Annotated in this window: 15 protein-coding genes; 9 read left to right on the forward strand and 6 right to left on the reverse strand. The window is 59.8% G+C overall.

All coding sequences use genetic code 11. The annotated features are described in order from the left end of the window. Window positions 1–32: 32 nt before the first annotated feature. The 5 genes from AC0Z2B_RS07530 to AC0Z2B_RS07550 all read right to left on the reverse strand — a co-directional run bounded on the left by AC0Z2B_RS07530 (window position 33) and on the right by AC0Z2B_RS07550 (window position 4,332). Complete coding sequence (locus AC0Z2B_RS07530) at window positions 33–1,223, reverse strand: FAD-dependent monooxygenase (protein WP_476295788.1); 1,191 nt, start codon at window positions 1,221–1,223, stop codon at window positions 33–35. Further along, a complete protein-coding gene (locus AC0Z2B_RS07535; RefSeq protein WP_476295790.1) occupies window positions 1,223–1,705 on the reverse strand; it encodes a MarR family winged helix-turn-helix transcriptional regulator in 483 nt (160 codons plus the stop codon). The genes AC0Z2B_RS07530 and AC0Z2B_RS07535 overlap by 1 nt, the downstream gene beginning before the upstream one ends. A gap of 181 nt (window positions 1,706–1,886) precedes the next feature. After that, on the reverse strand, window positions 1,887–2,663 hold the full coding sequence (locus AC0Z2B_RS07540; protein ID WP_476295791.1) for a hypothetical protein: 777 nt from the start codon (window positions 2,661–2,663) through the stop codon (window positions 1,887–1,889). A 165-nt stretch (window positions 2,664–2,828) separates the two neighbouring features. Then, a complete protein-coding gene (locus AC0Z2B_RS07545) occupies window positions 2,829–3,455 on the reverse strand; it encodes a LysE family transporter (protein ID WP_473003049.1) in 627 nt (208 codons plus the stop codon). Window positions 3,456–3,792: 337 nt separating this feature from the next. After that, window positions 3,793–4,332, reverse strand: a complete 540-nt coding sequence (locus AC0Z2B_RS07550; RefSeq protein WP_473003052.1) for a DUF3237 family protein — start codon at window positions 4,330–4,332, stop codon at window positions 3,793–3,795. 565 nt (window positions 4,333–4,897) lie between these two features. Between AC0Z2B_RS07550 and AC0Z2B_RS07555 the strand changes: the two genes are divergently transcribed. Both AC0Z2B_RS07555 and AC0Z2B_RS07560 read left to right on the forward strand, forming a co-directional pair. Further along, complete coding sequence (locus AC0Z2B_RS07555) at window positions 4,898–5,152, forward strand: DUF3077 domain-containing protein (protein ID WP_476295792.1); 255 nt, start codon at window positions 4,898–4,900, stop codon at window positions 5,150–5,152. A gap of 108 nt (window positions 5,153–5,260) precedes the next feature. Next, on the forward strand, window positions 5,261–5,881 hold the full coding sequence (locus AC0Z2B_RS07560) for a transglycosylase SLT domain-containing protein (RefSeq protein WP_416425062.1): 621 nt from the start codon (window positions 5,261–5,263) through the stop codon (window positions 5,879–5,881). Window positions 5,882–6,008: 127 nt separating this feature from the next. On the opposite strand, the gene AC0Z2B_RS07565 is transcribed toward AC0Z2B_RS07560, so the two are convergent. Next, window positions 6,009–6,143, reverse strand: a complete 135-nt coding sequence (locus AC0Z2B_RS07565; RefSeq protein ID WP_476295793.1) for a hypothetical protein — start codon at window positions 6,141–6,143, stop codon at window positions 6,009–6,011. A 249-nt stretch (window positions 6,144–6,392) separates the two neighbouring features. Here AC0Z2B_RS07565 and hxsD point away from each other — a divergent pair, with 249 nt between their 5' ends. From hxsD to AC0Z2B_RS07600, 7 genes are all read left to right on the forward strand, one after another. Then, the gene (gene hxsD / locus AC0Z2B_RS07570; RefSeq protein WP_476295794.1) at window positions 6,393–6,689 is read left to right on the forward strand and encodes a His-Xaa-Ser system protein HxsD; all 297 of its coding nucleotides are present in this window, start codon (window positions 6,393–6,395) and stop codon (window positions 6,687–6,689) included. Further along, a complete protein-coding gene (gene hxsB / locus AC0Z2B_RS07575; protein ID WP_476295795.1) occupies window positions 6,686–8,173 on the forward strand; it encodes a His-Xaa-Ser system radical SAM maturase HxsB in 1,488 nt (495 codons plus the stop codon). The genes hxsD and hxsB overlap by 4 nt, the downstream gene beginning before the upstream one ends. 5 nt (window positions 8,174–8,178) lie before the next feature. After that, window positions 8,179–9,402: a His-Xaa-Ser system radical SAM maturase HxsC gene (gene hxsC / locus AC0Z2B_RS07580; protein ID WP_476295796.1), complete on the forward strand. Its 1,224-nt coding sequence runs from the start codon at window positions 8,179–8,181 to the stop codon at window positions 9,400–9,402. Further along, window positions 9,399–10,016 carry a His-Xaa-Ser repeat protein HxsA gene (gene hxsA / locus AC0Z2B_RS07585; RefSeq protein ID WP_476295797.1) on the forward strand — a complete coding sequence of 206 codons (618 nt, stop codon included), beginning with the start codon at window positions 9,399–9,401 and terminating at the stop codon, window positions 10,014–10,016. The genes hxsC and hxsA overlap by 4 nt, the downstream gene beginning before the upstream one ends. 476 nt (window positions 10,017–10,492) lie before the next feature. Next, on the forward strand, window positions 10,493–11,143 hold the full coding sequence (locus AC0Z2B_RS07590) for a hypothetical protein (RefSeq protein ID WP_476295798.1): 651 nt from the start codon (window positions 10,493–10,495) through the stop codon (window positions 11,141–11,143). 154 nt (window positions 11,144–11,297) lie between these two features. Next, window positions 11,298–11,738, forward strand: a complete 441-nt coding sequence (locus tag AC0Z2B_RS07595; RefSeq protein ID WP_476295799.1) for a hypothetical protein — start codon at window positions 11,298–11,300, stop codon at window positions 11,736–11,738. A 32-nt stretch (window positions 11,739–11,770) separates the two neighbouring features. Beyond that, window positions 11,771–12,226, forward strand: coding sequence for a hypothetical protein (locus AC0Z2B_RS07600; protein WP_476295800.1), 456 nt, complete (start codon window positions 11,771–11,773; stop codon window positions 12,224–12,226). Window positions 12,227–12,274 lie beyond the last annotated feature (48 nt).

Here is a 12,274-nt window from a genome sequence, read left to right on the forward strand (position 1 = left end):
TGACAGGCCCAGGACGAACCGCCATTGCGCACTTAAGGTTCGTAGTTCGGCAACTCGATGGCATCCGCCTTCGGCGACAGGAGCTTGCCGAAAACGCCCTTGAACCCCGGCAAGGTCGCCAACCGCAACAGCGCATGCCCCACCGCGATGCCCGCCCGCGAATGCGGCGAGGCCAGCCGGGGGGCGAATGTGGGCACGCTTTGCGCCTGCGCCACATAAGGCCGCATCAAGGTTTCATACGCCGCGAACGCCTGGGCGTGGTCGGCGTGGCGCCCCAGCTCGCCGGCCAGCACATAGGCGCCGCTCAGGCCCAGGCTGGTGCCCATGCCACTGATGGGCGACGCGCAATAGGCAGCGTCGCCCACCAGCGCGACGCGGCCTTTGCTCCAGCGGGGCAGTTTCACCTGGCCCACGGCTTCCAGGTAAAGGTCGGGCGCATCGTCCAGTGCGGCTAGCACGCGGGGCGTCTCCCAGCCGGCGCCGGCGAACAGTTGCCTGAGCAAGGCTTTCTGCTCGGCCTGGGCAAGTTTCTCGTAGCCACTGGGCGGCTGCTGGAAGGACAGAAAGGCGCGCGTGGTGCCTAGGTTGTCCGGGCGCAGGCACACGCAGCGGCCTCCCGGCAGGTTGTACCAGCGCATCACCTGGCCATCGCTGGGCTGCCACGGCACGGTGAAATAGGCCGTGTACAAGTTCAGGGAGCGGCGCGTGACCTCGTCACCAAACACCTGGTTGCGCGTGGTCGAACCGATACCCTCGGCCACGATCACCAGGTCGTAGGCTTGTTCCGCGCCTTGGGCAAAACGCACGTACACCTGCTCGCCGTCGTCCACCAGCCGTTCAATGTTGTCGCCAAAACGATAGGTGACCTGATCCTGGCTGTGCTGGATCAACAGCTTGGCGAGTTCGCCGCGCAGGATTTCCAGCTCGGCTATCGGGCCCTTGCCGTCAAACGCGCCTACGCCGATGAACGCCTGGGTGTGGTTGGCGCGGTCAACGAAGGCGATGCCCTGCTCTGCGGTGGTGTGCGCCCGCACCTGCGCCTCCAGCCCCATGCGCTGCACCACCGTGCGGCCGGCGCCACGCACGTCAATGGTCTGCCCGCCATCGCGGAAGGCAGGCGCCCGCTCCACCACGGTCACGTCCATGCCCTGGCGCGCCAGCCAGTACGCCAGGGTTGGCCCGGCAATGCTGGCGCCGGTCACCAGAATCTTTTGAGTTTTCATCAGGCGTGGGGGGCGCGTGGCAGGCTGCTGCGATAGACGCCGATCACCTTCCCCAGAAAGGCTTCGATCACGCTACGGTCACGGCTGTCGAGGCCGTGCAGCACGGTGCTCAAGCCCGTGAGCATGGGCGAGATATGCCGATAGGCCAGCGCCACCGACGCCGGCATCGGGCACACCAGCACCCGGCGTTTGTCATCGAGCTGGCGCTGGCGCACCACGTGCCCGGCCCGCACCAGCCGGTCGATGACCTGGGTAATGCCGGCGGTGGTCACCGCCAGCCGCGCGGCGAGTTCGGTAGGCGGCAAGGGCCCGTCGGTGATCAGGTGTTCGAGGGCGGCCATGTCGGTCTGGTTGATGCCCAGGGTGGCCGCCAGGTTACCGGCGGCGGCGCGGGTGAGGATGGCAATCTGCTGCAGCTGTTGGCCCAGGGGGTCGTTGGCGATCTGCAGGGTACGGGGGTCTTGGGCTGGGGATGGCTTCATGCGCGGGGTGTCCGGTGGGCAAGGGGCGCGGCTGCGATGAAGCAAAGCTAACATATAACTAACTTGCTTAGCTAGTTACTCTGCCTGTAGCAGCGGCCACCAGGCCGCGTCCACGGACGCTGCGGTTGTCCAGACGCACCGCGGCGGAGCCCGGACGCAGCCTTCGGCAGCTGCTACGTGTTTAGTCCCCGGAGGTATCGGTGCCTGCTAATATCTCCGCCAGGTTGTGGAAATGCCCCTTCCCCGGGGTGGCCGTCGAGCCGCCAGCGGCGCTGCCCGTCTGCGTCAGGGCCTGGCTCAACGTTTGGTGCTGCACCAGCCAACCGGAGGCCGACTTCTCCTCCACGCTCACATTGTCCAGAAACGCCAGCGCCGCCTTGGCGCGGCCCACCGGGTCCTTCGCGTAAGGGTCGGTGAAGTTTTTCGCCTGGTCGGCCGGGCCGCTGTAATACCCCGTGGCCAGCCGCCCCTGCTGCGTCATCAGCGCCTTGGCTGCGGTTTGCTCCTGGCTAGTGAAGTGCCCGTCCTTGTTGGTCGCCACCGCGTACAGCGAGCGGCGGTCGAGGTCGCCCATCGCCGAGTTGCGGTCGGTGTCACTGCCGTCGTAGGGCTTGCCGCTTTTGTTCATCAGCGCGTACTTCTCGTCCAGGCGCTTGCGGGCGTCGGTGGCCACGTCGGCAAAACTCAGGCCCTTGGAGCTGGACACCGCGCCAGGCTGGGAAACGCCCAGTGCCAAGGCGTCGGCCGCCATGCCCTCGCGCACGGGAAAATAGGCGGAATAACTGGCGATGGCGTGGCTGTAGTCGGTCGAGGTGCCGGACAGGCTCACGGCGTTGCCGGCGTGCCGGGCGCTGCTGGCTGTGGCTTGCGCGGTGGCGCTGGCAGCACTGGTGCTGCGCGTGGCTTGGCTGGCGTAGGCGGCCGCGGCGGTGTTGGACGAGTTGTTGTTGATGATCATGCGGCTTCCCTGTCGAGGCGACGGAGTTATTTTCATTGTCGACACAATAATAGGTACTTTGTGTCAGGCATGAAATATTCTCGGCCGCCTGGGTGCCAACTTGAGGACCTGGTTGGCACCCGCCGCGGTGAAGCCATGGGGAATTATTTGCGGGGGCGGCACAACCTACCGCTGCTGAAACGCAACCTTCACCCCCAACGCAATAAACACCGTGCCGATGAATTTGCCCTCCCACTGCCGCAGCCTGGCGAGCCCCTTGGCCCAGCGGCTCAACGGACGAATGGCCAATACGAGCAGGCTGGTATACAGCGCGCTGAGCCCCGAGAAGATCAAGCCAAGCACCGCGAACTGCGCCAGCGAAGAGCCCGATGCCGGGTGAACGAACTGGGGCAGGAACGCCAGGAAGAAGATCGCGGTTTTCGGGTTCAACACTTCCGCCCCCACCGCCTGGGCGAAGGCCTGGCCGGGCGAGACAGTGGGCAGTTGGGTGACCCGCGTGGCACTTGCCTTGGCGAAGAAGGCGATAACCCCCAGGTAGATCAGGTAGCAGGCGCCGGCCACTTTGACGACGGTGAACGCCAGCGCCGAGGTCATGAGGATGGCCGACAGGCCCAGCGCAGCGCTCAAGGTATGTATCAGGTCGCCTGCAGCGATGCCCAGCCCCGTGGCCATGCCCACGGGGCGCCCGCCTTGCAGGGTGCGGGTCAGCACCAGCAACACGGCGGGGCCGGGGATCAGGAACAGGCCGATGACGACAGCGACATACGTCACGATGGAAGCCAGATCGAACATCGCGGACCACCTCAGGGCAGGAGAAGGCCCCAGTTATCCTGATTCGAAAAGCGAAAGCAACCTGCCGGGGCCGGGTCTGCTTTGGCGAACCGCAGGGCGTTGAGGGATCATTGTTTCAGGTGCGTACCCCATCCAGCATCCACCTTCCCGTAGCAGCGGCCGAAGGCCGCGTCCCCAGGCACCGCGGTTGTCCAGACAAACCCCGGTGGCGCACGGACGCAGCCTTCGGCAGCTGCTACGCGAGTGGGTATACCCCACAGATCGCGATGCAGACGGCGCCATTTCAAGACAGTTGCCGGCACGCCCTAATCAATTAATGCAATTAATCATTTGAAAGCTATTTCAGTTCGAACGCGTCGTAGACCACCGCATTGCCAAGCCGCATGGCGCTGCCCACCCCGATCGTGCGGTTGAGCCACGCGTACCGTGGCGCCGACGTCTCGAACCTCAGCGTAATCCGAAACTGGTACTGGCCCGGGTCAACGTCCTCCCCAGCCGCGACCTTCTTCATCACCTCCGCCGGCCCAAACCGATAGCCCTCGGTGCGCAGGTAAATCAAGGCGCCGTCGTCGGTCTGCAGCAGGTAACGGGTGTCGATAACGGCCACGCCGTCGGGCGTGACCACCTGCCAGTCCGCGCCGTTGTCGAGAATGGTGCCCTTGAGCCGCGGGCCTTCGAAGTGCCCGCCGGTGATGGGGATGATGCGCCGGTTGCCCTGCCCGCTGGTGGCACCCAGCTCCCAGATGGGCGCCACCAGATCAACGCTGAAGCGCGCCAGGGGTTCCAGCTTGAGCGGTGGTGGGTCGTAGGTGGCGGCTTGGGTTATGCTGGCGCAGGCCGTCATGGCCAGGATGGGCAGTTGCTTGCGCAAGTTCATGGGGCGACCTCTTGTTGTTATATTGAATAACAACATTAACTATTAATCGCCATGAAGATGCAACAGGGGGGTTTGGCTTGACCTAAACCTCGCACGCACATTTCCAGAAACAAAAGCTATAGGAAATTTCCTAGGAAAAGTCCTACAACTCCTGTGATAATCGAATAATCAGCTTACATTTTCACGCTTGCGCCTGTTCTCCTCGATAATTAACCTCCCCTTCGCCGCTGACTGATAGCGGCCGGGTTTGGTCACCCGACGGTCAACAGACGCAACAGCGTCGCCATTTCGTGCAAGCCCCTTTCTGGGCCGGCACGATGCTTTATGGCAGCTGTGCGCGGGGCATCCTAGGATGCGCCGGGATCCTGTTGCCCCGGTTGACCAACCCTCGTATAGCTGCCACCCCTTTGTTTGGTCACATTGACTGGCAGCTCCGTTAATCCAACAGGAGCTACATCATGGTCAAACCCACCCCCGATCCACCCTGCAACAAATCCCCCCGTCACCGCACCGCCCCCCCTACCGGCCGGGCGGCCACAAGGATTTATTCACAGGGAATTTGATCATGAGCGACTTTCTGGCAACCACCGCCCTGCCCTTCGGCATGCGCGACTCCCAGCAGCAACCCTTCTTCAGCGTGAACCCGGGCATCAGCCTGGAAGACACGCTGTGCCACCTGGCGCATTTGCTGCGCTGCGCGTACGACTCGGCCTACGAACTCACCGACGGCGACGGCGTTGAAAAAGGCCTGGCGTGGTCGGCGCTGCACCACATCGAAGGCGCCAAGGGCCTGGTCGATGCATTGATCGCCGTCAGGTAGCCCGCTGCGTCGCCGCGCCCTGGCGGCAGCGGCGGCGCTGCTATATCGCCATCACCGACGTTGCGGGGGTAAAATCGGCGCTTTTTACGCGTATCGAACGGATGCCCAATGAGCACTGGCAAAGCCGCAGGACTTTTATTACTCACCTCTTTCCTGGCCGCATGCAGCGTTTCCCCGCCCCGCACCCCGGATGACATCTGCGGCATCTTCCGCGAAAAGGACAGCTGGTACGACGCCGCCAAGGCCACCCAGCAACGCTGGGGCGTGCCGATCCAGGTGCCGTTCGCCATCATGTACCAGGAATCGGCCTTCCATCAGGACGCCAAGGCGCCACGCAAATACCTGTTGTGGGTGATCCCCTGGGGCCGCGTGACCACCGCGGCCGGCTACGCCCAGGCCAAGGACGAAGGCTGGAACGACTACCGCAAAAGCACCGGCCACAGCGGCGCCAGCCGCAAGGACTTCGACGACGCCATCGATTTCGTCGGCTGGTACATGGACAAGACCTACACCATCAACGGCGTGTCCAAGTGGGACGCCTATGACCAGTACCTGAACTACCACGAGGGCTGGGGCGGCTACCGGCAGCGCACCTACGCCAGCAAGGCGTGGCTGCCGGCGGTGGCGGGCAAGGTGCAGGCCCGTTCGCAGATGTACGCGCAGCAGTATGCGGGGTGCAAGGCTGATCTGGACCGCGGGTTCTGGAGCCGGTTGTGGCATTGGTTGTGAGGCGCTGACTCCCTGCAAGCCTGCGTAGCAGCGGCCGCCAGGCCGCGTCCACAGGCGCCGCGCTTTTTCCAGGTATACCGCGTTGGGGCGGACGCAGCCTGCGGCAGCTGCTACGTCCCTTGGGGAGCTACTCGACGAACCGCCGACGCCCCGCCAGGAACGGCCCATACCCCACGCATTGCGCCATGGCCGACAGTGCGCTGGCCTGGTGATGATCACGCACCCGCACACCGAGCAGGGTCAGGCAGGTGACCATCGACATCCCTGCCCCAACCCTGGCGGACACCAGCCAGACCACTGCCAAGGACGGCACCCACAGCAGGCCCGCCATGCTTCACTTGAGCCGCGCGTGCGGCATTTGCGGCCTCATGATCAGCCGGCTCTTCTCACTTGGTGAACCTGTGCCCCTAGAATGAAAAAATCTTCATAAAGGCTATATATGGTAGTGGCCAATTGCCTACAACAACGGCAAAATCCCCACTTTCCGGTGTGTATTCAGGGATCGAACAAAATGACATGGCCAGTCACCCTGCGCGTGAGCGCCACAGCATATCCTCTTGGTGTTGTGCAACGAGCTGCCTATGCACTGGCAAGCTCCTTGACCATCCAGGTTGCGCCTTCGGCAGATCAAATCGATTTGAAGATCTCGCCCCCCATTTCCGACGGCATCATGCAGGCTGATCGCGCTCGCGCGCTGGTCATTCAATCCCTGAATGACTTTGCGCTACGTGACCGTATTAACCAAGAGTCCGCTGGTATCAGGGAGTTGCTGGCACGTGCAGCCTTATCGGGTTGCGGCCTGAAATGACCCTTATTGCTACCGACGCGAGCAGCTTCAGGCTTCTCCCGCTGCGATTCATGCGCCTGCCAGAAAAGCATGCGCAGGATGTCCTGATCACTTCGGAAACAGGTGAATACCTGTTTGTCAGCGACCCACAGTTGCAGGCCCTGGTGGACAAAAAGATTCCTCCTGAAACGCCGTTTTACAAAGATCTGCTTGCGCGCCATTTCATCTATGAGCCCGGGCGCCACGACCCTATGCCTGAGATGGCGGCCCAGTACCGCAGCCGCAAGGATTTCCTTTTCCAAGGGCCGGCCTTACACATTTTCGTGGTCACGTTGCGGTGCAACCATACCTGCCAGTACTGCCAGGTGTCCCGGGCGCCCATGGCCGGCGCCGGCCATGATCTCTCGGAAGCGGACGCTCGCGCAGCAGTCGACCGAGTATTCGAGTCAAACGCGCAGGCACTCACCGTAGAATTTCAAGGTGGTGAGCCCCTCCTGGCATTCGAACGGATCCAGCAAATTGTCGAGTGGGTTGAGGCACGCAACCTGGTCGAACAACGCAACGTGCAGTTTGTCGTCACCACGACGCTGCACCACCTGACTGACGAAATTCTCGATTTCGCCAAACACCATCAGATCCAGTTTTCCACCTCGCTTGATGGGCCCGCGGCATTGCACAACGCAAACCGCCCAACGCCGTCCCGCGATTCCTACGAGCGCACCCTTGAGGGTGTCAGGCGTGTCCGTGAACACATGGGGCATGACGCGGTCTCCGCCCTGACGACACTGACAGCACGCAGCCTCGAAATCCCCAAGGCCATCATCGACGAGTACGTCAAACAAGGCTTCACCAGTATCGCGCTGCGCCCCCTCAGCCCCTACGGCTTTGCTACGCGTAGTGCGCAGAGACTGGACTATCCGATGGAGCGATTCGTCGACTTCTACAAAGAGGCCTTGGCGTATTTGCTGGAGATCAACCAGCAAGGGGTTTACCTCTCTGAAAGCTACACCACTCTTCTCCTGAGGAATGTGCTGACCCCCTTCGCCTCGGGATACGTGGATCTGCGCTCCCCTACCGGCGCGGGCACCGGAGCGCTGGTGTACAACTATGACGGCTACGTCTACCCATCCGACGAGGCACGCATGCTTCTGGAGATGGGTGAGGATGGCCTGCGCCTGGGTACAGTCCACCAGCCGCTGCATGAACTGCTGAAGTCTCCTGTAATGGAGGTACTGCTCGCCAGTGGCGTGGCCGAAGCTCTGCCTGGTTGCTCTGACTGCGCGCTGGTTCCCTACTGTGGGGCAGATCCAGTGGAGCACTTTGCCCGTCAAGGCGACCCTATAGGGCACCGGGCGCTCAGCAGCTTTTGCACCAAAAACCTTGGTTTACTTCAGCATCTGTTCACGCTGCTGCGCGATGGCGATGACGCCAGCCAAAGGGTGTTCCTATCTTGGCTGAACCGGCGCGCCTACTCCGATGTTCGTCTGGCCGGATATCGGGGGTAACCATTTTGTTGCGTAAAGACACTCACTTTGAAATTCAGGGGTTGGTCGAACCTCGGCTACTGAAAGTCGTCAGCCTTGAAGAGTTCATTGAGAAAGGCACTGCTGCCTGTGCAGGCCAAGTTGGCTTCGAGGATCTGATGCTATGGGTTGCAGAGCCCGCGCTCCAAGCCAACCTGCTTGAACTACCCCTCGGTGGTTTCATCACCCCAACTAGTACTGAGCTACCGGTGGCTATTGGGGTGTTGGCCCTCCACGGCCCGAAGGACGAGGGGGTCGTCCAGCCAGGTGATGTGATTGCGTTAACGCCCGGAAGCCCGGTAGTTCGAGTGCTCTATCGGAGGGGCTCCGACAGCAACCTGTTGTTCATGACCGACCGCTGCAACAGCCTGTGCCTGATGTGTTCTCAACCGCCCAAGGACATCGATGACCGCTGGCACATCGAGGAAAACCTACGCGTGATTGATCTGATGGATCCGCAGGAGGAGAACATCGGCATCAGCGGCGGTGAGCCAACCCTTTACCGGGAAGGACTGTTGGCCATTTTGCGTAAATGCAAAGACGTGCTCCCTCACAAGTCGATCCACGTATTGAGCAACGGCCGAACTTTCAAAGACCCCAGCTGGATTGAGGCGCTGACTCAGGTTGATCATCCACAGCTCAGCTGGGGAATTCCCCTCTATGCGGACAATCCCATAGATCACGACCACGTCGTGCAAGCACCTGGCGCCTTTAGCGAAACCTTGCAGGGGCTGTACAACTTGGCGCGCGCAAAACAGGTCATCGAGATCCGGGTCGTGCTCAACCAATTGACGACGCCGCGCCTCCCCGAGCTGGCCCACTACATTTTCCGCAATTTGTCGTTTGTACAACACGTTGCGTTGATGGGGATTGAGAGCACCGGACTTGCTCGCAAGCATTACGACGAGCTCTGGATAGACCCGCTGGATTACCAGGAGCACTTAACCCAAGCCGTTTACTTCCTGAGTAACCGAGGCCTTCCGGTGTCGATCTACAACCTTCCGCTCTGCCTAGTCCCCCCACATCTCGCGCGGTTTGCCCGGCAGAGCATCTCGGACTGGAAAAATCTGTTCATCGACGACTGTAAAGACTGCGCCGCCGCTGAACACTGTTCTGGCTTCTTCAAATCTCACACCACCCGCTGGCAAAGCCGTGGAATACAAAAACTGACGACGCAGGCTTTCGCAGCCTACGCAGGGAGCGCCCAATGAAACTGCTTGATCGCTGGAAGCTATTGATCGGAGGCGTAAGCCTGCTACCGATTGCCGGCGCGGCCATGGCCGACGCAAACCAATTGCCCCTCGCTGACATGAACTGGGCACCCAGGGACAATGCTTTACCACCCGTGTTCGCCAATACCTTGAACGCGCTCGACGTGGTCAACATGTATGCCGCTCACCGATCGCATAGCTCCCATAGCTCGCACAGTTCCCATAGCTCTCACTACAGCGGATCAAGCGGCTACAGCACGCCACGCTATTACAGCCCCCCTGTGGCGACCACGCCGAACACCTCGGGTACGTCGATATACAGCGCTACCAGGTCGACGAGTTCCTCCTCAAGCAATTCCCTTTATGGGACATCAACCGGAGGCGGGGCTACTTCCACTGCCGCTGCCCGCCCAACCGAAGCAGAGAAGAACACGCTGGTCATGAGGGTGCAGACTGCGCTGATGGTTCGTCAGTATTACCAAGGTCGTCCAGACGGTGTGATGGGCAAAGCTACCCGGGGGGCGCTCATGGCCTTCCAATCAGATTCGGGGCTTACCGTGCATGGGAAAATGGATACGCCAACACTGAACGCTCTCGGGGTGAGAATTCCCTGAGCGTGGATGCGGAGAGACAGACGGAAGCTGGCCGGGGTCATTTACTTACGCAAATTTGAGTCGACTCCGCATCAATGAAGCACACCACTAAGATAGGACATTAGTGCTTATACAGCTTAAACGCCCGATCAATCCAAACGACGTGAAAAATCCGCCCGCTACGGTAGCCAACCATCGGCACCAAATCGTAGGCCCTGAACGCCAATAGGCGGACCTCTTCCGTGATAAAGGCAGGCAACGGGGCCTTTAAACTGCCCCTATCAATATCGTCTTGAAGGCGACACTGGTTGGTGATCCATCTAAAGTCGTACCCCCACCGAGTCGCATATCTAAAAGCCTTAGAAATCATCAATATAAATCTGAAGTCCTGCTCAGTCGGGTCGATAGCCTGGTTAGGGATTCCCTATGCGGCCCTCCATTTTCGACTCGCTCGATTGCAGTTTGCCTGGCTATTTTTTATTGGGAGCTTTTAGCTGATGACTGATACACCTACGAATAAGCCGACCTCCGACAAGCACGAGGGGCTTGCCAGAAAACAACTCATCTCCCAGATCGCACTCAACTGTGTTTCGATCTTGGCGGTGCTGATTGGAGGTGTTTGGATTGCTTTCAACACCTTGTACGTGAAACAGGAACAACAGATTTCCGCCTACACGCTGCGGGAATTGGAACAGAAAACAAACCTCGCGCCACACGTGAGATCGAAGGTGACCGCGACGGTGGGCGAACCACAGGGTAATGTTGGTTCGATTGTGCAGGTGAGAGTGGAGCTTTCAAATCAGGGTACTGATGCACAGCGGGTAATTTTGGATAACGGGGCTCTGTCAGTCAGCGGTATCGTCTTCATGGACAGCATGCCTCAGTTCATCGGAGAGGTACCCATGGGCAACACCCGCTTTGAAGGCGTCCTGAGGCAAGTGGGTAACTTTATTGATATCGGAGCGGGAGAAACCTACGACATCAGCTACATATTCCGCCTGAAATCGCCTGGCACGTACTTGGTGCGATTCCTCGCCAAAATGCAGAGCCCCTATTTGGACAGGTACAAGGAAAGGGTAGGAACGTCAACGCTGCAGGATTACTCGGTGGGCGACGACCAATACATCACCGTGCCGCAGCCTCACTAGACGAACCTTAAGACACTCGTCGCATGCTACTGGATCAGCGTTGGTGAGCTAACTACGCAACTGGTGGCGACATACTGGATCAGGTTTAAGGCTACGATTGGCGAGTGCTGCAACATGCAGTCCATGCCCTGAGCTGTAGACCAAGGAGGAATGAATGGGAAGCAAAATCCCTGAGGCTAGGAACGCTCTTGGAGCAAAAGTCAGTGCACTGCAATACGAGGGGAACCCTGTAGGACAATTATCTTGCCCATCCAACGGGTGTGAAGCGCGGCTATCTTTCGTCAAGCGACATGATAGACGATACGCCACCAAGACGATTGAGGTGGCTCCTTGTTTCAGGCTGAAGAAGCGGCTCAACCACGATGCTAACTGCAAATACAATCTTGGGGGACAGCTCAGCATCATCGCAAAAGGATCGTCTTCAGATCTGTTTTCGGCCATCTCGGCGTCGAAATTTGAGTTTCGTCTTCACATACTGATCAAAGCCCTATGGGAGCTTGATGACGAAGAAGTGGATGCTCGGGGGGAGGCTGGGGATCCCCTGAATCGCAGAACAAAAGCTTTGGAAACAAGGGTCGCCTTTCGAACTATCTGAAAACCCTGGGTCAGATACTCGAGCTGAGGGCATTGTGTGAAGACAATGACGAGCTCAAAAACCTCGTTACGCTGAAATCCAAGGAAACCACCATCCCTTGGAGTAAATTCTACTTCGATCACAGCAACCTTTGCGACTTCACTCGCTACTACGGTACAGGCACCCGGACAATTCCATTGGCTATTGCCGGGTATGTTCAAGACATTCGTCCACCTAGCGAGCGCTTCCCATATCACGTGGCAGAGCTCACCTCTCCCTACGTTGAGCCCGACAAGGACGGCATCGTCCGCAAGCCCGTGCCTCAGGTGATTTTAAAACAGTCCGCCCTCGCCTCCCTGCTCAAACGCCAGCATGAATACATCTTCTTCGGGCAGTGGAAAGCCCGTGTCCGCAGAACGAGCGGCCGAGGGGAAAATTCTAACCAGACCTGGCTCTTCGAGAACATCGAAATGTACATTGACCAAGCGGATCACTTCATCGAGTGCTGAACAGGCGTCACTCTGTCCAGCACATGAAGCAGCAAGCGGCGCGCGCAG

The organism is Pseudomonas sp. GYB4201 (assembly GCF_056312595.1).